The sequence below is a fragment of the Tabrizicola sp. genome (genome assembly GCF_041919135.1).
In the GTDB taxonomy this organism is placed as follows: Bacteria; Pseudomonadota; Alphaproteobacteria; order Rhodobacterales; family Rhodobacteraceae; genus Tabrizicola.
In genome coordinates this window covers 32,413-50,974 of the sequence record NZ_JAYRUJ010000002.1, presented here as the reverse complement: position 1 = coordinate 50,974, position 18,562 = coordinate 32,413, and the positions used below count along the sequence as shown (strand labels likewise).

At 69.0% G+C, this 18,562-nt stretch carries 21 protein-coding genes; 4 read left to right on the top strand and 17 right to left on the bottom strand.

Annotated features, from left to right (window positions below; all coding sequences use genetic code 11):
- Window positions 1-30: 30 nt before the first annotated feature.
- The 5 genes from ACE3UA_RS02155 to rlmJ form a co-directional block, all read right to left on the bottom strand.
- The gene (locus ACE3UA_RS02155; protein ID WP_374642053.1) at window positions 31-762 is read right to left on the bottom strand and encodes a transporter substrate-binding domain-containing protein; all 732 of its coding nucleotides are present in this window, start codon (window positions 760-762) and stop codon (window positions 31-33) included.
- Window positions 763-844: 82 nt separating this feature from the next.
- Entirely contained in the window at window positions 845-1,648 is an 804-nt protein-coding gene (locus ACE3UA_RS02150; protein WP_374642051.1) for an ABC transporter ATP-binding protein, read from the bottom strand.
- A gap of 81 nt (window positions 1,649-1,729) precedes the next feature.
- Complete coding sequence (locus ACE3UA_RS02145) at window positions 1,730-2,500, bottom strand: phosphate/phosphite/phosphonate ABC transporter substrate-binding protein (RefSeq protein ID WP_374642049.1); 771 nt, start codon at window positions 2,498-2,500, stop codon at window positions 1,730-1,732.
- The gene (locus tag ACE3UA_RS02140; RefSeq protein ID WP_374642047.1) at window positions 2,497-2,943 is read right to left on the bottom strand and encodes a TerB family tellurite resistance protein; all 447 of its coding nucleotides are present in this window, start codon (window positions 2,941-2,943) and stop codon (window positions 2,497-2,499) included. The genes ACE3UA_RS02145 and ACE3UA_RS02140 overlap by 4 nt, the downstream gene beginning before the upstream one ends.
- A gap of 9 nt (window positions 2,944-2,952) precedes the next feature.
- Complete coding sequence (rlmJ, locus tag ACE3UA_RS02135) at window positions 2,953-3,750, bottom strand: 23S rRNA (adenine(2030)-N(6))-methyltransferase RlmJ (protein ID WP_374642045.1); 798 nt, start codon at window positions 3,748-3,750, stop codon at window positions 2,953-2,955.
- A gap of 111 nt (window positions 3,751-3,861) precedes the next feature.
- Between rlmJ and ACE3UA_RS02130 the strand changes: the two genes are divergently transcribed.
- The gene (locus ACE3UA_RS02130) at window positions 3,862-4,524 is read left to right on the top strand and encodes a TerC family protein (protein WP_374642043.1); all 663 of its coding nucleotides are present in this window, start codon (window positions 3,862-3,864) and stop codon (window positions 4,522-4,524) included.
- A gap of 62 nt (window positions 4,525-4,586) precedes the next feature.
- Here the strand turns inward: ACE3UA_RS02130 and ACE3UA_RS02125 are convergent, their stop codons facing one another.
- From ACE3UA_RS02125 to arsC, 7 genes are all read right to left on the bottom strand, one after another.
- A complete protein-coding gene (locus ACE3UA_RS02125; RefSeq protein ID WP_374642041.1) occupies window positions 4,587-4,856 on the bottom strand; it encodes a hypothetical protein in 270 nt (89 codons plus the stop codon).
- 105 nt (window positions 4,857-4,961) lie between these two features.
- Entirely contained in the window at window positions 4,962-5,870 is a 909-nt protein-coding gene (locus ACE3UA_RS02120; RefSeq protein WP_374642039.1) for a porin, read from the bottom strand.
- 205 nt (window positions 5,871-6,075) lie between these two features.
- Entirely contained in the window at window positions 6,076-7,719 is a 1,644-nt protein-coding gene (locus tag ACE3UA_RS02115; protein ID WP_374642037.1) for a CTP synthase, read from the bottom strand.
- A 161-nt stretch (window positions 7,720-7,880) separates the two neighbouring features.
- Window positions 7,881-8,291: a preprotein translocase subunit SecG gene (gene secG / locus ACE3UA_RS02110; RefSeq protein ID WP_374642035.1), complete on the bottom strand. Its 411-nt coding sequence runs from the start codon at window positions 8,289-8,291 to the stop codon at window positions 7,881-7,883.
- Window positions 8,292-8,635: 344 nt separating this feature from the next.
- Window positions 8,636-9,028 (bottom strand): VOC family protein, encoded by a 393-nt coding sequence (locus tag ACE3UA_RS02105; protein WP_374642033.1) that lies wholly within the window; start codon window positions 9,026-9,028, stop codon window positions 8,636-8,638.
- The gene (locus tag ACE3UA_RS02100) at window positions 9,021-9,416 is read right to left on the bottom strand and encodes a DUF6524 family protein (protein WP_374642031.1); all 396 of its coding nucleotides are present in this window, start codon (window positions 9,414-9,416) and stop codon (window positions 9,021-9,023) included. Before ACE3UA_RS02100 ends, ACE3UA_RS02105 begins: the two co-directional genes overlap by 8 nt.
- Window positions 9,417-9,823: 407 nt before the next feature.
- Window positions 9,824-10,234: an arsenate reductase (glutaredoxin) gene (gene arsC / locus ACE3UA_RS02095; protein WP_374642029.1), complete on the bottom strand. Its 411-nt coding sequence runs from the start codon at window positions 10,232-10,234 to the stop codon at window positions 9,824-9,826.
- A 109-nt stretch (window positions 10,235-10,343) separates the two neighbouring features.
- On the opposite strand from arsC, the gene ACE3UA_RS02090 reads away from it, so the two are divergent.
- Window positions 10,344-11,636 (top strand): adenylosuccinate synthase, encoded by a 1,293-nt coding sequence (locus tag ACE3UA_RS02090; RefSeq protein ID WP_374642027.1) that lies wholly within the window; start codon window positions 10,344-10,346, stop codon window positions 11,634-11,636.
- A 61-nt stretch (window positions 11,637-11,697) separates the two neighbouring features.
- On the top strand, window positions 11,698-11,931 hold the full coding sequence (locus ACE3UA_RS02085) for a DUF2842 domain-containing protein (RefSeq protein ID WP_374642025.1): 234 nt from the start codon (window positions 11,698-11,700) through the stop codon (window positions 11,929-11,931).
- A 13-nt stretch (window positions 11,932-11,944) separates the two neighbouring features.
- Here the strand turns inward: ACE3UA_RS02085 and ACE3UA_RS02080 are convergent, their stop codons facing one another.
- Complete coding sequence (locus ACE3UA_RS02080; protein ID WP_374642023.1) at window positions 11,945-13,858, bottom strand: hypothetical protein; 1,914 nt, start codon at window positions 13,856-13,858, stop codon at window positions 11,945-11,947.
- A gap of 137 nt (window positions 13,859-13,995) precedes the next feature.
- On the opposite strand from ACE3UA_RS02080, the gene ACE3UA_RS02075 reads away from it, so the two are divergent.
- Entirely contained in the window at window positions 13,996-14,667 is a 672-nt protein-coding gene (locus ACE3UA_RS02075) for a thiamine diphosphokinase (RefSeq protein ID WP_374642021.1), read from the top strand.
- On the opposite strand, the gene ACE3UA_RS02070 is transcribed toward ACE3UA_RS02075, so the two are convergent.
- From ACE3UA_RS02070 to ACE3UA_RS02055, 4 genes are all read right to left on the bottom strand, one after another.
- Window positions 14,639-15,574: a DMT family transporter gene (locus ACE3UA_RS02070; RefSeq protein ID WP_374642019.1), complete on the bottom strand. Its 936-nt coding sequence runs from the start codon at window positions 15,572-15,574 to the stop codon at window positions 14,639-14,641. The two genes, ACE3UA_RS02075 and ACE3UA_RS02070, sit on opposite strands and share 29 nt — an antisense overlap.
- A 241-nt stretch (window positions 15,575-15,815) precedes the next feature.
- Entirely contained in the window at window positions 15,816-17,195 is a 1,380-nt protein-coding gene (locus ACE3UA_RS02065; RefSeq protein ID WP_374642017.1) for an L-serine ammonia-lyase, read from the bottom strand.
- Window positions 17,195-17,860, bottom strand: coding sequence for a glutathione S-transferase family protein (locus ACE3UA_RS02060; protein WP_374642015.1), 666 nt, complete (start codon window positions 17,858-17,860; stop codon window positions 17,195-17,197). The genes ACE3UA_RS02065 and ACE3UA_RS02060 overlap by 1 nt, the downstream gene beginning before the upstream one ends.
- The gene (locus tag ACE3UA_RS02055) at window positions 17,857-18,537 is read right to left on the bottom strand and encodes a glutathione S-transferase family protein (RefSeq protein ID WP_374642013.1); all 681 of its coding nucleotides are present in this window, start codon (window positions 18,535-18,537) and stop codon (window positions 17,857-17,859) included. The genes ACE3UA_RS02060 and ACE3UA_RS02055 overlap by 4 nt, the downstream gene beginning before the upstream one ends.
- Window positions 18,538-18,562 lie beyond the last annotated feature (25 nt).

Genomic DNA, 18,562 nt, shown 5'->3' with positions numbered 1-18,562 from the left:
GGGGGCGGCCCGAAGACCGCCCCTTTCCGTTCAGAACTTGTCGGAATCTTCGCCGAAGTACTTCACGATCATCGCGTTGAGCGAGCCATCGGCCTTCATAGCCTTGATCGCCTCGTCGAATTTCGCGCGCAGCTCGGTGTCGGACTTGCGCATCCCGATGCCGATGCCGCCACCCAGCGGCACGTCGTTGTCAAGCATGACCAGCGCGCCGCCCGAATCGCCGGCGATCGGCACCAGATAGTCCTTGTCGGCGAACACCGCATCGGCCTCGCCGTTCTTCACCGCGGCGACGGTCTCGTCCGGCGTGGCGAATTCCAGGAGCGTGTTGCCCGCCTGCTCGGCGATGTAGCCGGCCTGGATGGTGCCGGTCTGCGCCGCGATCACCGCGCCGTCGCCGATGTTGGCGTCGGCCGTCAGGGCCAGGTAGGCCGATTTCGACGGCGGGGTGTAGTTTTCCGAGAAGTCGATCACCTGCTTGCGCTCGTCGGTGATCGACATGCCCGCCATGATCGCGTCGTAGTTGCCCGACTGCAGGTTCGGGATGATCGAATCCCAGTCATTCTGCACGAATTCGCAGGTCAGCCCGGCGCGCTTGCACAGTTCCGCCCCCAGTTCGATCTCGAAGCCGACCAGCTCGCCGGTGGCCTGGTCGATATAGTTGTAGGGCTCATAGGCGCCTTCGGTGCCGATCTTGATCGCGTCCTGGGCGCCGACGGAGCCGGCGACAAGGGCGAAGGCGGTGGCCAGCAGCAGTTTCTTCATTCAAGGTCTCCCTCTGGATTGCAGTATGTTGATCTTACGCCACTGTCCGGTTCAGGTGCAGCGGGATTTCGTGGGTCGCGGGTCAGGCGGCCGTGGCCGACAGGAAGCCGCGCAGCCGTTCGCTTTGCGGATTGCCGAACAGGGTGGCGGGCGGGCCTTCCTCCTCGATCCGGCCCTTGTGCAGGAAGATCACCCGGTCCGAGCAATCGGCGGCCAGCTTCATGTCATGCGTCACCAGAAGCATCGTCCGGCCCTCGTCGGCCAGGGCCTTGATCACGCGGACCACCTCCTGCTCCAGCTCGGGGTCCAGCGCCGAGGTCGGCTCGTCGAACAGAAGCGCGCGCGGCTCCATGCACAGCGCCCGCGCGATGGCCGCGCGCTGCTGCTGGCCGCCGGAAAGCTGCGCCGGCCAGGCATCGGCCTTGTCGGCGATGCCCACCTTGGCCAGATAGTGCCGCGCCTTCTCCTCGACCTCCTTCGGGTCGCGGCGCAGGACGGTGACCGGCGCCTCCATCACGTTCTGCAGGATGGTGAGGTGCGACCAGAGGTTGAACTGCTGGAACACCATCGACAGGTTGGTGCGGATCCGCGTCACCTGCGCCCGGTCGGCCGGGTGACGGTTCAGCCCCTCGCCGCGCCAGCGCACCGCCTCGCCCTCGAAGCGGATCTCGCCCTGCTGGCTGTCCTCCAGAAGGTTGCAGCAGCGCAGAAGCGTGGATTTGCCCGAGCCGGAGGAACCGATCAGCGAGATCACATGGCCGCGCGGCGCGACCAGATCGACGCCTTTCAGCACCTCGAGCGGGCCATAGCTCTTGTGCAGGTCGTGGATTTCGATGACCGGGGGGTCGGAGGGGATTTCTGGCATCTGGCTTGTGGTCTGGGGCATCTGGTCCGGCAGTAGGGCAGGGAATCCGCGCCATTGCAACGAAGATTCGGGCGCTTTACCAAGCGGGCGGTGGCAATCTGATCAGTTGCCCGGCAGAACTGCCGGCGGGGCCGGCGGATTTGGCACCGCGAGGTAGTCCGCCAGCGGGATGCGCACCAGGCCACGCAGCCCCAGGCATTGCCGGTCCCCGGGCGACAGCGCGGCGATGGCCTCGGTCACGGCCGCGAAACCCGCCGCCGCATCCGCCCCCTGCGCCGCGATCAGCGGCAGGCCGGGGGTCGGATCGGTCATCCCCACCACCTTGAGCCGCGCCGCGGCCGCCTCTGCCGCCTGCAAAAGCCGCCAGGTCACCGCATCCAGCGCGGCGATCTCGGCCCGGCCTTCCGCCACCGCCTGCGCGGAAAGGCGGTGCCCGCCGCTGCGCAGGACCGGCACCAGCCGCAGGCCCAGCTTCGCCGCATGGTTCTGCGGCGCGGCCCAGCCCGACTGCGACAGGTCCTCGTTGAAGGCAAGCCGCGCGCCGTCGAAGGCCTCCACCCGGTCGCGGGGATCATCCGCGCGCGCGACCAGGACCGAGCGGTAATGGCCGGGCGCGCAGCCCTCGATGCCATAGTCCGGCGTGCCGACATAGGCCACGCGGTCGTGCAACCGGGCGCGGAACGGATAGCCGCAGGTCTGCGACAGCACCAGTTCCGGCGATTGCCAGGCGGGCCAATAGGCCGCCTCGCCACGGGTCAGGGCCTCGGGGGCGGCAAGGCCCCTGGCGCGCAACCGATCGCGGATGCCGGCCCAAAGCCGGTCGTTCGCGGCCATGGCGGGGCCGAAGTCATACATGCCAAGGCTGGCGATCACTCCTCGGCCTCGCGGCGCTCTGCCCGCTGCCGCGCCTGGGCGGATTCGACATCCGTCAGCCCCAGCAGGCTGGCGACCATCCGCATCAGCCGGTCCTCCTCGGCATCGCGGAGGCCGTCGGCCAGCGCCACCGACCAGAGCGCCGCCATCAGGTCGGCCCGGTCCTCCAGCGCCACCGCCGCCTTCAGAGCCCGGGTGAAGCGCACCGTGTCGGGCGCCTGCCGCTCCAGATCCTCGGCCTCGGTCCGCAGGCGCGCGGCCTCGAAGGGGCCAAGCCCGTGATACTGCGCCAGCGTGCGGTCGATCCGCTCCACCTCCTCGGCGGCGTAAAGCCCGTCGGTCCGGGCGATGCGCACCAGAAGCGCCGCCAGCGCGAGGCGGGCGTCGGGTTCGGGAAGGCGGGCGGGTTCGGGGGCGAGCAGCCGGCGGAGAATGTCGATCATTCGGGGTATCTAGGTCCTGGGCGCAGGCTTGGAAAGGCTGGCGAAACGGCGGGAGAGCGCCGCAAGCTCCTCCTCCAGTCCGAAGGGCGGATTGACGATGAAGAGGCCCGACCCCTCCATCCGGTGCCCCTCGCGCACCGGGGGGAAGCGGACCTCGTGGCGCAGGCCTTCGGGAAAGGCCGTCTCCAGCGCCTTCAGCATCGGCCCATGCGGCCCGCCCTTCAGGATCGGATACCACAGGATCAGGATGCCGACGTTCCACTTGCGATGGATGTTCGCCATATGGCGCGGGATCGCGTCATAATCGGCCTTCACCTCCCATGAGGGGTCGATCAGCATCAGCCCCCGGCGCGGCGTGGGGGGCGTCAGGGCAAGCGCCAGCTCGAACCCGTCGCGCTTGTGGACATGCGCGCCCCAGTCCCTTGCGGCGTCGCGCAGGTGGCCGAACTCTTGCGGGTGCAGCTCGGCCAGATGGATCGAATCCGTCTCGCGCAGCCCCAGCGCGGCGATCAGGGGCGAGCCGGGATAGGCCCGCGCCCCATGTGCGGCGCGCGCTTCGTCCAGGCGCTGGCGATAGGGGTGGTCGGGGGGAAACAGCGCCTCGGCCAGCGCGATCCCCGCCGCCGCCTCGCCGGTCTTGACCGCCTCGTCGGCCCCGAGGTCATAGACCCCGCGCCCGGCATGGGTCTCGATATAGGTCAGCGGCTTCGCCTTGCGGGTCAGGTAGTCCAGCACCCAGGCCAGCACGGCGTGTTTCTGCACGTCCGCCAGGTTCCCGGCGTGGTAGAGATGTTGATACGACAGCATGGCCCTGCCTATCGCGCCCGCCCCGGCTTGAAAAGTCCGCAACCGGGTTGTGCCTGTAGCGTTGTCCGCGTAACTACCCAGTCGAACCGGAACGCGACAGGCGGAGACAGCATGGAAATCTTCACCTACGAGGGCTTCATCGCCCTGCTGCAGGTCATCGGCATCGACCTGGTGCTTGCGGGTGACAATGCCATCGTGATCGGCCTTGCCGCGGCCGGGCTGCCTGCGCACCAGCGCGGCCGGGCCATCCTTGTCGGGATCGCCGCCGCCACGATCATGCGGATCGGCTTCGCGCTGATCACGACGCAGCTTCTGGCGATCGTCGGCCTTCTCCTCGCGGGGGGCATCCTGCTCCTCTGGGTCTGCTGGAAGATGTGGCAGGAACTGCGCGCCGGGGCGCACGAGCATGACATCGAGGCGGTCGAGGCGCTGGCGAACGAGGACCTGGACAGGGACGGCGCCGTGGCCGACGACGCGCCGCGCAAGACCTTTGCCCAGGCCGCCTGGCAGATCGTCATCGCGGACGTCTCGATGTCGCTGGACAACGTGCTGGCCGTGGCCGGGGCGGCCAAGGATCATCCGACGGTGCTGATCATCGGCCTGGCCCTGTCGATCGCGATGATGGGCTTCGCGGCAAGCTTCATCGCGAAGCTTCTGAACAAGCACCGCTGGATTGCCTTCGTCGGCCTGGCCATCATCGTCTATGTCGCGCTGAAGATGATGTGGGAAGGTTGGCACGAGGTGGAGCCGGTTCTGCTGGGGATGCTGGGCTGACCACAGGCCGGCCGGCTGCTCCCTGCAAATTCAAGGGTTTGCAGGCCGGCGTTCAGAGATCGTCAAGCAAAGGGCCGGGGCCGCAGGGCGCCCGGCCCTTTGCTTGGGGCGGGCAGGGGCCGCCCGTTATCCGACGCGGAAAGCCTGGCATTGCCGGTCTGTCCCGGTGGCCAGGCTAGAACAGCTTGTAGGGACAGAGCGGGTCGAACCGCAAAATCCAGCACCAGGGGAATGGTTTCCGCGACTTCGGCGTAGGAGATTTCCTTGACTGAGACGGTCTCGGCCCCGGCCGGGTGACACAGGAAGAAGAACAGGCTTGCGCGCGCGATCATGCCCGGAGCCTGACACCGGGCACCTGCCCGGGCAAGGGGCGGCAAACCGAAACGAAAACGGGCGGCGCGAGGGCACGCGCCGCCCGTGATCCTGCTTGCGTCGGATCAGAACGCGCCGGTCAGGGCGGCGTTCACCGCGCCGTGGCGCGGGTTGAAGATCGAATCGGCGACGCTGTTCAGCGGCGCCTCGGTGCCCTTGCCACCCAGCGGCAGCGTCAGGCCGATGCGGACGGTGTCGAGGTCGGCCGAGCCCGGCCCCATCTCCAGATCGGTGCGCGCCAGTTCCAGCGACACGACCGAGGCCATGCCCGTCATCTGCGACAGGTCGTAGCCGACGCCGAGGCCCATGGTGGTCACGTCAAGGTCCATCTCGTCCTGCGAGGTGCGGCTGACGCCGCCGAACAGCGAGAACTGGTCGTTGATGTCCCAGGCGGCGGCCAAGCCGATCATGTCGATATCGGCATCCATCGGACCCGAGCTCAGGTTGGCGCGCAGGAAGGCACCGCCGATGTCCAGATTCGGCATCGCGGCATATTTCACGGTCAGGCCGAGGTTGTCGATGTCGACACCCATGTCCGGGCTGGTCGAGGTGCGGCCGAGCGACAGGCCCAGGTCCCAGTCTCCGGTGGCATAGCCGACTTCCGCGCCGATGGATTTCAGCGCAATGTCGATCGGCGACCCGCTGATGCTGCCGTTCAGCTGCTCGGCATAGGCGCCGAAGGACAGGCCGTTCGACAGCCTGTAGCCAAGGTTCAGCTGCACGAAGTTCGCATTCATGTCGATCGGCGTGTCGTCGATGCCGAGATCGAGGTAGCCGGCCGAGACGCCAAAGGTCATGCCGTTGGCGAAGGCAAAGTCGACGCGGCCGTCAAGGCTGGCGGTCGAAAGATCCTGGTCGATCTCGTCGACGGAGTGCTGGCCGAAGCCAAGGGTAACACCACCCGACATGTCCTGCGCAACGGCGAGGCTGGGTGCAGAAATCGTAACAAGCAACAGTGCAAGACTGCTCTTCATGGCACAGTTCCCTGGGCAAAAGTCGGGTGGATCCCGACGGTTAATCTGTATTAACAAAGTATTAAGTCGACAGTCCCATGCGCAAGTTGGGATGTTCTCATATCCGAATGTATCACCGCCGATGTGGCAGATAAGGCATGATTTTCCACCCTGCGGCGAACGATAGAATTGCGATTCTACCCAGGGTAATCAACCCGCGAAGGGCCTAGACCAGACGCGAATTCTCGACCGCGGCGCGCACGAAATCGGCGAACAGCGGATGCGGGGCGAAGGGCTTCGACTTCAGCTCGGGGTGGAACTGGACGCCGATGAACCAGGGATGGTCCTTGACCTCGACGATCTCGGGCAGGCGGCCGTCGGGGGACATGCCCGAGAATACCAGCCCGCATTTCTCCAGCTGGTCGCGGTACTGGATGTCGACCTCGTAGCGGTGCCGGTGGCGTTCCTCGATCACCGTGGTGCCGTAGATCCGGGCCACCGCCGAGCCGTCCTTGAGGTTCGCGGTATAGGCGCCAAGCCGCATCGTGCCGCCCTTGGCATCGTCGGCCTTGCGGCGCACGGTGTGGTTGCCCTGGATCCATTCCTTCAGGTGGTAGACCACGGGGGTAAAGCGTTTCGCGCCCTTCTCATGGTCGAATTCCTCGGACCCGGCATCCTTGACGCCGGCCAGGTTGCGGGCGGCCTCGATCACCGCCATCTGCATCCCGAGGCAGATGCCCAGGTAGGGGATCTTCTTTTCCCGCGCGAAGGTCGCGGCGCGGATCTTGCCCTCGGTCCCGCGTTCGCCAAAGCCGCCGGGGACGAGGATGGCGTGGAAGTTCTCCAGCCAGGGGGCGGGGTCCTCGCGCTCGAAGATCTCGGCGTCGATCCATTCGGCGCGGACCTTGGTGCGGTTCGCCATCCCGCCATGGGTCAGGGCCTCGGCGATGGATTTGTAGGCGTCTTCCAGCTGGGTGTACTTGCCGACGATGGCGACGCGGACCTCGCCCTCGGGGTGGGAGAGGCGGTCCATCACGTCTTCCCACCGCGCAAGGTTGGGCTTCGGCGCGGGGGTGATCCCGAAAGCGTCGAGCACCGCCTGGTCGAGGCCCGCCTGGTGATAGGCGAGGGGGGCCTGGTAGATCGTCTTCAGGTCATAGGCGGGGATCACCGCCTCTTTCCGGACGTTGCAGAACAGGGCGATCTTTTCCCGCTCGCGGTCTGGGATGGGGTGTTCGCTGCGGCAGACCAGCACGTCAGGTGCGAGTCCGATGGACTGGAGTTCCTTGACCGAATGCTGGGTGGGCTTGGTCTTCAGCTCGCCACTGGCCGCGAGGTAGGGGAGCAGCGTCAGGTGCATCAGGATCGACTGGCCGCGCGGACGTTCGTGGATGAACTGGCGGATGGCCTCGAAGAACGGCAGGCCCTCGATGTCGCCGACGGTGCCGCCGATCTCGCACAGCATGAAGTCGACCTCATCGTCCCCGATGCGGAGGAAGTCCTTGATCTCGTTGGTGACGTGGGGGATGACCTGGATCGTCTTGCCAAGGTAGTCGCCCCGGCGTTCCTTCTCCAGCACGTTGGAATAGATCCGGCCCGAGGAGATGCTGTCGGTCTGCCGCGCATGGACGCCGGTGAAGCGTTCGTAATGGCCGAGGTCGAGGTCGGTCTCGGCACCGTCGTCGGTCACGAAGACCTCGCCATGTTCGAAGGGCGACATCGTGCCGGGGTCGACGTTCAGGTAGGGGTCGAGCTTGCGGAGGCGGACAGTGTAGCCGCGGGCCTGGAGAAGCGCGCCGAGGGCGGCCGAGGCGAGACCCTTGCCAAGGGAGGAAACCACGCCGCCGGTGATGAAGATGTATCGCGCCATGGCCTTGGCCCCCGTGTTTCATACGCGATTCGGATCGGTGGAATCGCAGCACCACGGGAGTCGTCCTATAGCGACTTCCCGCAAGATAGGCAACGTCCGCCGCTAGATCATGCGGGCGATGCCTGGTTCAATCCAAGTAGTTGTGGCGGATCTACGCCCGCTCAGGGATTGGGCGTCGGAGTGGTTGCGGGGGCAGTCGCGGGGGCCGGCGCATCCGCGCGGGGCGGGGTGGCGGGCGCGTCGCTGGTCGAGGGGGGCAGCAGGTCGCCGCCGAGGGCCGGGGTCGCGGGCGCCTCGGCCGGCGCGGGGGCCGCGTCGGTCGCGACGCTGTCGACCACCGAGCCGCCCTGGCCGCCACGGGTGGCAAGCACGGTCAGCGCGATCGAGGTCACGATGAAGGCGGAGGCGAAGATCCAGGTCAGCTTGGTCAGCGCGGTGGCCGCGCCGCGCGCCGAGACGGTGCCGCCCCCGCCGCCGATGCCAAGCCCGCCGCCTTCGGAGCGTTGCAGGAGCACGACGCCGATCAGGAGGAGCGCGAGGATCAGGTGGATGGTGAGGACGACGTTTTCCATGGGGCTTCCCGCAAGGTGACGCGCCTATCTAGGCGGAAGGGCCGGGGGGCGCAAGGGTCTGTTCCCGGACCGGGGAGCCGCCACGGGGGGCATCGAGCCCCCCGCGGCGGCGCTGCCGCGGAAGCCTGCCGGAGGGTGGGGGCCTGGGGACAGGCTGGACGCCTCCGGCGGGAGTATTTGGGAAAAAGAGCAAGATCGGGGTCGGGCCGGATTCCGGATGCAGGTTGTCGGGAGGATCGCCGCGGAGGGCGTCGAGCCTGCGGCGGCGGTGCCGGGGAACCGGCGAAGGGCGGGCCGGGGCCGGAGGAGCTGCCTCCGGCGGGAAGATCTGGCAGGAGAACGGCCTAGGGCCGGTCCAGGTGGACGGCGGAAAGCTTGTTGCCGTCCGGGTCGCGGACATAGGCGGCGAAGAAGCCGGGGCCGTAGGGACGCAGGCCCGGCGCGCCCTCGTCGCTGCCGCCATGGGCGAGGGCGGCGGCGTGGAACGCCTCGACCGCCGCCCGGCTGGGGGCGAGGAGGGCGGGCATGGTGCCGTTGCCCGGGGTCGCGGGCCTGCCGTCGAAGGGCAGCGTGATCCAGAGCCGCGTCGTGACGTCGCCCGGCAGGCCGTAGCCGACTTCGGTCTGTTCCGTGGCGCGCCGGACCAGGCCCAGGGGCGCGAGGGCGGCGTCGTAGAAGCGGGTGGCGCGGGGCAGGTCGCCGGTGCCGAGCGTGAGGTAGAGGAAGGTCTCAGCCATCGACCTCGTCCGTGGTCTGCTGTCCGGAAAGCCGCTGGCGCAGGATCGACCAGGACATGCCGATGCCGAGGATCAGCGACAGGACCAGGATCGCGAGCCAGGTGTTGAGCGCCGAATCGTCCAGCCCCAGCAGGCCCCAGTCGGTCAGCACCCAGAGCCCGGCGGCGAAGATCGCGGCGATGACCAGCGCGCCGATCAGGCCGATCGAGCGCATCGTCGCCACGACATAGACCATGGCCGCGACCGCCAGGATCAGGCCGAGAAAGACGATCAGCGGCATCTGCCGGTCCCACTCGGCCCGGGCCCAGGTAACGTAGTTCCAGGAGGTCGGGTTGAAGATCGCCGAGATCAGGAGGAAAGCGCCCAGCCAGCGCAAGAGAATGCCCATGGTCATGTCCTGAAGGAGTTGCGGTCCGGGCCATGCTAGCCAAGGCAAGGGCCGGGGGCCAGCCGGCTGATGCGGACGCAGGGAATGGGGGCGGCAGGGGATTGGGGTCGGGGAGTTGCCGGGAAAGGTCGCCCGGCGGGATCCGCGCGGCCCGGTGCGCCGGGTTTTGCAGGAACGTAAGGAGGTCACGGAGCGGCGGTGATCGCGTGTCCGACCGGCCGGGGGCGCGATTGGCGCAAGGGCCGGCTTGTATGGAAACGCGCCGGGCAAGGGTCGCGGCGCATGGGACGGGAACGTCGGACCTCCGCGCGGGCTCCGCCCCGCGAGGAAACCGGGCCGGGTCGCAGGGCTGCGAGCCGACCCGGCGGGGCGCGGCCACCGGCCTTTGGCCGCGAGGGCGTGGCGCATCAGGCGCGGGTGGACAGGACCACGACCTCGCCGTCCTCCTTGGTGAAGCTTCCGGTCTGCGGCGGCAGCAGGGCCAGCACGGTCTCGGAGGGACGGCAGAGGCGGGTGCCGAGGGGTGTCGCGACGATGGGGCGGTTCAGGAGCACCGGATGCGCCGCGATCGCGTCGAGAAGCTGCTCGTCGGTCAAGGCGGGATCGCCGAGACCGAGTTCGGCAAAGGGCGTGCCCTTTTCGCGCAGAAGGGTGCGCAGGGGCTGGCCCGTCGCCGTCGCCAGCGCCCGGATCGTCTCGCGGTCGGGCGGGGTCGTCAGGTATTCGACGACAAGGGGCTCGATCCCGGCCGCCCGGATCAGGGCGAGCGTGTTGCGCGAGGTGCCGCAGGCGGGGTTGTGGTAGATGATGGTGTCCATGCCCCTTGTTACCGCAGATCCGCAACGGCGCCATGGTGCAATTGCAGGGTTTCCCCTGCGGGCGGCTGCCGTTATACCCCGCGTGGTTTGACAGACTCGGGGATTGAACATGGCCAACGTCGTCGTCGTGGGTGCCCAATGGGGCGATGAGGGCAAGGGCAAGCTGGTCGACTGGCTGTCCGAGCGCGCCGATGTCATCGCGCGCTTTCAGGGCGGGCACAATGCCGGCCATACGCTGGTGATCGGCGAGAAGGTCTACAAGCTTTCGCTGCTGCCCTCGGGCATCGTGCGCGGCGGCAAGCTGTCGGTGATCGGCAATGGCGTCGTGGTCGATCCCTGGCACCTGGTGGCCGAGATCGAGAAGCTGCGCGGCCAGGGCGTCGAAGTCAGCCCCGAGAACCTGATGCTGGCCGAGAACGCCAGCCTGATCCTGCCGATCCATGGCGAGCTGGACCGTGGCCGCGAGGCGCAGACCACGGTGGCCAAGATCGGCACCACCGGCCGCGGCATCGGCCCGGCCTATGAGGACAAGGTCGGCCGCCGGGCGATCCGGGTGGCGGACCTGTTCGATTCGGCGACGCTGGACACGCGGATCGGCCGCCTTCTGACCCATCACAACGCGCTGCGGGCGGGGCTTGGCCTCGACCCGGTCGATCCGGCGGCGCTGAAGGCGCAGCTTCTGGAGATCGCGCCGCAGTTGAAACCCTATGCCGGGCCGGTCTGGAAGGTGCTGACCGAGGCGCGGCGCGCGGGCAAGCGCATCCTGTTCGAGGGGGCGCAAGGCTCGCTGTTGGACATCGATTACGGGACCTACCCCTATGTCACCTCGTCGAACACCATCGCGGGGCAGGCGGCGACCGGGACCGGGGTGGGGCCGACCGCGATCGACTTCGTGCTGGGGATCGTGAAGGCCTATACGACGCGCGTCGGCGAGGGGCCGTTCCCGGCGGAACTGCACGATGCGGACGGGCAGCGGCTGGGCGAGCGGGGGCATGAATTCGGCACCGTGACCGGGCGCAAGCGCCGCTGCGGCTGGTTCGATGCGGTGCTGGTGCGGCAGACCTGCGCCACCTCGGGCGTCTCGGGCATCGCGCTGACCAAGCTTGACGTGCTGGACGGGTTCGGGACGCTGAAGATCTGCGTCGGCTACGACCTCGACGGCCAGCGGCTGGACTATCTGCCCACCGCCGCCGACGAACAGGCGCGCTGCAAGCCGATCTACGAGGAACTGGAAGGCTGGTCCGAGACCACGGCCGGCGCGCGCTCCTGGGCCGAACTGCCGGGGGCGGCGATCAAATATGTCCGCCGGATCGAGGAACTGATCCAGTGCCCCGTCGCCCTTCTGTCGACCTCGCCGGAGCGCGACGACACGATCCTGGTGACCGACCCCTTCGCCGATTGACGGGGATGCTCATCGTGTCGCTTCGCTCGCTCTTCGCGGCGCTCGGGAACGGGGGCCCGAGATGGCGCTGAGCTACAAGGCGCGCAGGCGCTGGGCGCTGGTGATCCTGCTGATCGGCCTGCCCGCCTATGTCGTGGCGGCGGTGACGCTGGTGGGGCTGATCGAGCGGCCCTCGGTCCCGGTGGAACTGGCGATCTATGTCGGCCTGGGCTTCCTCTGGGCCTTGCCCTTCCGCTTCATCTTCCGTGGCATCGGCCAGCCGGATCCCGACGCCCCGCCGCAGCGGGAGGATTGAGGCCGGCCGAGCCTCAGGCCATGCGGCGGGCCTCGGCCAGATAGGGCGAGTGCTCGGCCAGGACGTAATGGCCGCGGCCGACCTTCTCGATCCGGCCGGTGCGCAGGAGCGTGCCGAAGCTGCGCAACCCTTCTTCGCGGCTGATCTTGGTGTCGCCGGCGCTGGCCAGCAGGCGGCGCATCAGCTGCGGCCGGGTGAACTGGCTGCGGTTCTCGACGCAGGTGGCATAGGCGGCGGCGGCCTCCAGCATGTCGACCATCGACTTGACGCCCACCTGTTCGGCAAAGCGCAACAGGCCGGCGGCGTCCGCATCGCTCAGGTCGTCGGCAAGATCGTCGTCCTCCTCCGCATCGGCCGGGCCCGAACGCTGTTCCAGCACCAGTTTCTTCGCCGGCAGCGTGGTCACCGCCGCAGCGCCCGCGCCGATCGCGCCGGTCAGGCGGCCGCTGCGCAGGCCGACCTTGGGTTGGGCGGCGGGGGCGGCAGCGGCGGGCGCCGCAGGGGTAGGGGCGGGCGGCTGGACCCGGTCGATCCGCTGCTCGGACACCAGGACCAGCGGCGGCGGGCTGATCATGCCCGGCCGGATCGTGCCGGGGCGCGGGTCCTGCGCGCGGACCGAGACCGTCTTGCGGCGCGGCTTGACCTGCGGCTCGGGCTTCGGCGGCGCGTCCGGCTCGGTCTGGGCCAGGTCGTCGCGATAGGGGTTCTGCCGGGCCTCGGCCGAGGGCTTCGGATCGGCCCCGGCGGCGCGGTCGGCCTCGGTCGCGGCGACGGCGGCCTTGAGATGGGCGATGGATTCCAGCCGGCGGCGATTCTCGGAATCCGACATGACGTCGTCGGCCTGGCGCAGGAGGCGGGCGAAATCGGCGTCGCCGCGATCCCGCGGACGGGTCGCGTTCGGGTCACGGGCCGGGGCGTCCTCGGTCGGGTGGAGGCGGACGACGCGTGAATTCACGCGCTTGCCCCGGCTTTTCGGCGCGGGGTCGGAGGCCTCTGCGGCTTCGGTCGGGGCGGCGTCCACCGGGGCAGGTTCCACCGGGGCGGGGGACAGGTCGGCGGAGGAACCCTCGGATGGGCCGGCCTCGGGCAGGGGGTCCTGAAGCAGCGCCTCGGCCAGCGACAGCGGGGCGTCCGGCATGGTTTCGGGCAGGATGTCGGCGGCCTCGGCGGGAAGCGGCGCGGGCTCCTCGCCGTGCTCATGCTGAACCTCGACCGGGCTCTCCGCCGTCTCGGCGATCTCCTCGGCGGCCGGGGTGGCGTCGATCACGGGGTCAGGCCCGGCCGTCAGGTCGGCGGGAAGGATCGTGGTTCCGGCGGCACTCGGGGCGGCCTCGGGCACGGGTTCGGCGAGGAAGGCGACCGCCGGGGCCTCGGTCGCGTCCGCGGGCTGGAGGCCGTCGTCAAGGGGGGTAACGGCCGGGGCTTCCGCCGCGGGCAGTCCGGGCGACACGGGCGCCACAGGGGCCTCGGCCACCGGCGCGAAGGCTTCGGGGGGCGGGACCGAGGGATTCACCGACTGACGGATACGCGCGAGCTTGCTGGCGACGCCCGAGGGGATCAGCTCCTGCAGGCCGGGAGCGACCTCGGGGTTGGCGCGCGCCCGCCCGACCGGTTCGCCCGGATCGCCGGCCGGCCGCGGCCGGGTGGTGACGCGGCGGATCGGGGCGGCCCCTTCCGACGGGTGGAGGGCCACGGCATTGTCGCGAATCCGGCCATCGGCAAGGCGGCCAACCTCACGCTCGGCGATTCGGTGCAGCATGGCCGCATCGGGTTGCGGCGGCTCGGCCCCGAAATAGCGGTCCTCGGCCGCCAGGTCGCGGAAATATTCGGCGATGGCCTTCATGGTGTTGAACGGGTCGTCGAACCCCTCCAGCGTGCAGCTGAAGGTGCCGTAGGACACCGTCAGGATCTTGCTTTCACTGGCCATGACCGGACCGCCTTTCACATTCTACCGCAGCCTATTTTGCAGATCGGCTGTCCTAATCCATGGACAGACATGGGTAATTTGATGGATTGATTGTGGCCGGGGTCAGAGAATCCTGCCTTATTTGGAGACAGTCTTACATGAAGCCGCCGATTGTCCAGACTTCAGCGGGGGTGACGCTCGCTGGTGGCGGGCCTTTCGGGGCGCGGGACCTGGCGCTGTGCCTGGCGCGCGCGCCGGTGGCGGTGGCGGCGGACCGCGGGGCCGACCGGCTCTTGCGCCTGGGGACCATGCCCGAGGCGGTGATCGGCGATTTCGATTCGCTCTCGGCGGCGGCGCGGGCGGCGATTCCTCCGGCGCGGCAGCATCACCTGGCCGAACAGGCCACCACCGATTTCGACAAGGCGCTGCGCTCGGTCGAGGCGCCCTTCGTGCTGGCGCTGGGCTTTGCCGGGGCGCGGCTGGACCACGGGCTTGCGGCGATGAACACGCTGGTCACCCGGGCCGAGCGGGCCTGCATCCTGATCGGGCCGAAGGACCTGGCCTTCGCCGCCCCGGCCCGGCTGGAGCTGGACCTTGCCCCCGGAGAGCCGCTGTCGCTGTTTCCGATGGCGCGGGTGACGGGGCGCAGCCGGGGGCTGGAATGGCCGATCGAGGGGCTGGAACTGGCGCCGCGCGGGATGATCGGCACCTCGAACCGGGTGGTGGCGCGGCGCGTGGCGCTGGAGTTCGACGCGCCGGGGATGCTGGTGATCCTGCCGCGCCGGCGGCTGGACGCGGCGATCAGGGCGCTTCGGTCAGCGCCGCCGTAGCCGCCGAGGCCTTGTCGCGCGCCGACAGCCGCTCGCGGTGGATGATGTAGAGGCCCGAGGCGACGATGATCGCGATTCCGGTCCAGGTCACCGCATTGGGGAAGTCGTCGAAGATCAGGTAGCCCAGGATCACCGCCACCACGATCTCCGAATAATGCAGCGGCGCCAGCGTGGCCGAGGGCGCGTATTTCAGCGCATAGGTCATGCTCATATGGCTGACCGCCGCCCAGAAGCCGACCCCGAAGAGCCAGAGCCAGTTCCAGCCCTCGGGCCAGAGCGGATCCAGCGGGCCGATGCCCGAGCCGTCGAAGGCGACCATCACCGGCAGGCAGAGCAGAAGCCCGGTCCAGGAGGTGTGGAACTGCATCGCCACCGGATGCATCCAGGCCGAGACCGCCCGCGTCACCAGCATGTAGAAGGCAAAGCAGAAGGCGGTGCCCAAGGGCCAGAGCGCCACCAGGCCGAAGACCTGGATCGAGGGCTGGATCACCAGAAGCGCGCCGCCGAAGCCGACCGCGCAGGCCAGGATCCGGCGCGGGCCGACATGGTCGCCGAAGATCAGGCTGCCCAGGATCAGAAGGATGAAGGGCTCGACGAAGGCGATGGCGAGCGCATCGGCGATCGGCATGACCTGGATGCCGGAGACGAAGGAAAAGGTCGAGACGATCAGGAAGAAGGCGCGCAGCAGGCTGAAGGCGAAGGCGCGCGGCGTGAGCCGCAGGCTGAGGCCCATGGCCAGGACCACGGGCAGCATCAGCGCGCCTTGCACGAGAAAGCGCGCGGTGGTGATCTGTCCGACCGGCATCCCGTTCTCGGCCGCCAGTTTCGACGCCACGTCCAGCAGCGGCGCGATCACGCAGAAGAGGAGCATCAGGACGATGCCCTGGAGTGTGGTATCCCTGGCCATGCCCTTGACTAGCCTGCGAAACCGGGTGCTGCCTGCCTGAAAGCGACATCACGGGCGCGGCGGCGGTTTTCCTGCGGGGCGCGGTCCGCGCAGGTCTTCCGTTTCGCTTGCGCGCAGGAAGGACGCGCGCAAGCCCGGCGTCGGGGGCGCTTCGCCCCCCGAACCCCCCGAGAGTATTTTCAGAAAAGAGCAAGTGAATTTGCCCTTTTTCCAGATACTCCCGCCCGAGCCACCTGCGGGTTCAGCAGTTCGGGACGTTGACCGCGAGGCCCCCGAGCGAGGTTTCCTTGTATTTCTCGTGCATGTCGCGGCCGGTCTGGCGCATGGTCTCGATGCAGACGTCGAGGCTGACGAGATGCTGGCCGTCGCCGCGCAGGGAGAGGCTGGCGGCCGAGACCGCCTTGATCGAGCCGAGGCCGTTCCTTTCGATGCAGGGCACCTGCACCAGGCCCTTGACCGGGTCGCAGGTCATGCCGAGGTGATGCTCCAGCGCGATCTCGGCGGCGTTTTCCACCTGCTCCGGCGTGCCGTCCAGCACGGCGCAAAGGCCGGCGGCGGCCATGGCGGCGGCGCTGCCGACCTCGGCCTGGCAGCCGCTTTCCGCGCCCGAGATCGAGGCATTGTGCTTGCACAACCCGCCGATCGCCGAGGCGGTCAGCAGGAAGTCGCCGACCTGCGCCACACTCGCCCCCGGCACATGGTCAAGCCAGTAGCGGATCACCGAAGGCACCACGCCCGCAGCACCGTTGGTGGGCGCGGTGACGACCTGGCCGCCGGCGGCGTTCTCCTCGTTCACCGCCATGGCGTAAAGGCTCATCCAGTCGTTGATCGTATGCGGCGGGGTCAGGTTCAGCCCGCGCTCGGCCATCAGCGCATCGTGGATGCCCTTGGCGCGGCGGCGCACCTTCAACCCGCCGGGCAGGATGCCCTCGCCCTTCATGCCGCGGTCGATGCAGTCGTTCATCACCTGCCAGATGCGGTCGATCCCGGCGTCAAGCTCGGCGGCGGAGCGGAACTTCAACTCGTTCGCGCGCTTCATCCGGGCGATGCTCAGGCCCGATTTCTTCGCCATCTCCAGCATTTCGGCGGCGGTCTCGAACGGGTAGGGCACGTCCGCCCGGACCTTGGCCTTGGTGCCCCCGGCCTCGGCCTGCTCGGCCGCGGTCAGGACGAAGCCGCCGCCGATGGAATAATAGGTCTCCTCCAGGATCACGTCGCCCTGGGCATCGGTCGCCTTCAGGATCATCCCGTTGGCATGGCCGGGCAGCGCGGGGCCGAAATCGAAGTGCAGGTCCTTCACCGGGTCGAAGGCAAGCGGCGGCAGGCCCGGCACCTCGATCACCCTGGTGTCGCGGATGCGGGCAAAGGCGGCGTCGGCCTTTTCGGCGTCGTAGGTATCGGGCAGAAAGCCCGCCAGCCCCAGGATCGTCGCCCGGTCGGTGGCATGGCCGACCCCGGTGAAGGCCAGCGAGCCGTGCAGCGAGGCGCGCAGCCCGTGGAAATGGAAGGGCGAGGCGCGCAGCGTGTCGAGGAAGCGCGCGGCGGCGACCATCGGGCCCATGGTATGGCTAGAGGACGGGCCGATGCCGACCTTGAACATGTCGAAGACGGAGAGGAACATCAGGAACCTGGCTTGGTGAAGGGGTGGGGGCCGAGACGGTCCGAGGCCGCGACACGCTGCGCGGCGGGGCGCGCCTCATGCGCGGCAAGGACCGCTTTCAGATATGGGAAGTCGTCCAGCGCGACGCCATGGGGCGCGGGCGACAGCAGGATCAGCCAGCGCACCAGCACGCCGATGTAATAGCCCAGCACGCCGGGGTGGTCCGGCGAAAGCCAGCGCGGGGCCTGGGTGGCGATCATCGTCTCGATCAGGCCGAGGCGGGCGGTGATCTGCTCTTGCGCGACCGCTTGCGCGGCGGCGGAATTCGCCTCTCCGGCCGGGCGGTGCGGGTAGAACATCGCCAGCGCCGCCTGGTGCAGCGCGTTCGAGGTGAAGAAGAGCCAGGACAGGAACGCCCCCCGGTCCGGGTCCTTCGGGCCGGGGCCGAGGCGGCCGGTCTGGTCCACCAGCCACAGCAGGATCGCGCCGGTCTCGAAGATCGGGCCGCTGTCGGTTTCCAGCGCCGGGATCAGGCCGACCGGGTTCACCTGGCGGTATTCCGGCGTGGCCAGCGCGCCGCCGTCGATGTCGGCCAGCGCCAGCGTATGCGGCAGTTCCAGCTCCTCCAGCGCGAAGCGGATGATGGTCGAGGCGAAGTCGGGCGCGTGATGCAGGGTCAGGGTCACAACACGCTTCCTTCCGGCGGGTCCGGCTGTTCGGGCCGGGTGAAGGGATGCGGGCCCAGCCCCTCGGCCCGGGCGACGACGGGGGTCTCGACCCGCGCCTCCTGCGCGCGGGCCAGCGCCTGCAGGGTCGGGAAGGCGGAGGCGTCGAACCAGCGCGGCCCCTGCGGCGGGTAAAGCGCGGCCCAGCGGGCGAGGACCAGGGTATAGACCCCCAGCGGCGTCGCGGCGGCAAAGAGTTGCGGATGCTGCAGCGCCGCCGTCTCGAGCAGCGCGAAATGGCGCAGCATCCGGGCCGCGATGATCTCGTGATGGCCGCGATGCGCCTCGGCCGGGGCGTATTGGTGCGGGTAGAAGATCTGGCGCAGGTCGGCATGGGCCGTGTTCGACAGGAAGAACAGCCATTTCAGGAACAGGGGCCGGTCGGGATGGCCGGGGGCCGGGGCCAGCCGGTGGGTATCGGCCAGCCACAGCAGGATCGCGCCGGTCTCGGAAATCGGGCCCTGCGGTGTCTCCAGCACCGGGATCAGGCCGGTGGGGTTCAGCGCGCGATAGCTGGCGCTGTCCTGCTGCCGCGTCGCGCGGTCCACCAGCGCCGTCGCATAGGGGATGCCGGCCCCGTCCAGCACGAGGCGGACGATCAGCGAGGCATTGTCCGGGGCGTAATGCAGCAGATACATCGGGGTCCTTGGCTTCGTCAGGCGG

What these genes read in the sequence shown, in the direction of transcription:
- ACE3UA_RS02115 (WP_374642037.1), bottom strand. Translation starts at nt 7,719, where the DNA reads ATGGCGCGATACATCTTCATCACCGGCGGCGTGGTTTCCTCCCTTGGC.
- rlmJ (WP_374642045.1), bottom strand. Translation starts at nt 3,750, where the DNA reads ATGCTGTCGTATCAACATCTCTACCACGCCGGGAACCTGGCGGACGTG.
- ACE3UA_RS02100 (WP_374642031.1), bottom strand. Translation starts at nt 9,416, where the DNA reads ATGGGCATTCTCTTGCGCTGGCTGGGCGCTTTCCTCCTGATCTCGGCG.
- ACE3UA_RS02055 (WP_374642013.1), bottom strand. Translation starts at nt 18,537, where the DNA reads ATGTATCTGCTGCATTACGCCCCGGACAATGCCTCGCTGATCGTCCGC.
- ACE3UA_RS02150 (WP_374642051.1), bottom strand. Translation starts at nt 1,648, where the DNA reads ATGCCCCAGACCACAAGCCAGATGCCAGAAATCCCCTCCGACCCCCCG.
- ACE3UA_RS02070 (WP_374642019.1), bottom strand. Translation starts at nt 15,574, where the DNA reads ATGGCCAGGGATACCACACTCCAGGGCATCGTCCTGATGCTCCTCTTC.
- ACE3UA_RS02080 (WP_374642023.1), bottom strand. Translation starts at nt 13,858, where the DNA reads ATGGCCAGTGAAAGCAAGATCCTGACGGTGTCCTACGGCACCTTCAGC.
- ACE3UA_RS02140 (WP_374642047.1), bottom strand. Translation starts at nt 2,943, where the DNA reads ATGATCGACATTCTCCGCCGGCTGCTCGCCCCCGAACCCGCCCGCCTT.
- ACE3UA_RS02130 (WP_374642043.1), top strand. Translation starts at nt 3,862, where the DNA reads ATGGAAATCTTCACCTACGAGGGCTTCATCGCCCTGCTGCAGGTCATC.
- ACE3UA_RS02125 (WP_374642041.1), bottom strand. Translation starts at nt 4,856, where the DNA reads ATGATCGCGCGCGCAAGCCTGTTCTTCTTCCTGTGTCACCCGGCCGGG.
- ACE3UA_RS02155 (WP_374642053.1), bottom strand. Translation starts at nt 762, where the DNA reads ATGAAGAAACTGCTGCTGGCCACCGCCTTCGCCCTTGTCGCCGGCTCC.
- ACE3UA_RS02090 (WP_374642027.1), top strand. Translation starts at nt 10,344, where the DNA reads ATGGCCAACGTCGTCGTCGTGGGTGCCCAATGGGGCGATGAGGGCAAG.
- ACE3UA_RS02085 (WP_374642025.1), top strand. Translation starts at nt 11,698, where the DNA reads ATGGCGCTGAGCTACAAGGCGCGCAGGCGCTGGGCGCTGGTGATCCTG.
- secG (WP_374642035.1), bottom strand. Translation starts at nt 8,291, where the DNA reads ATGGAAAACGTCGTCCTCACCATCCACCTGATCCTCGCGCTCCTCCTG.
- ACE3UA_RS02105 (WP_374642033.1), bottom strand. Translation starts at nt 9,028, where the DNA reads ATGGCTGAGACCTTCCTCTACCTCACGCTCGGCACCGGCGACCTGCCC.
- ACE3UA_RS02065 (WP_374642017.1), bottom strand. Translation starts at nt 17,195, where the DNA reads ATGTTCCTCTCCGTCTTCGACATGTTCAAGGTCGGCATCGGCCCGTCC.
- ACE3UA_RS02120 (WP_374642039.1), bottom strand. Translation starts at nt 5,870, where the DNA reads ATGAAGAGCAGTCTTGCACTGTTGCTTGTTACGATTTCTGCACCCAGC.
- ACE3UA_RS02075 (WP_374642021.1), top strand. Translation starts at nt 13,996, where the DNA reads ATGAAGCCGCCGATTGTCCAGACTTCAGCGGGGGTGACGCTCGCTGGT.
- arsC (WP_374642029.1), bottom strand. Translation starts at nt 10,234, where the DNA reads ATGGACACCATCATCTACCACAACCCCGCCTGCGGCACCTCGCGCAAC.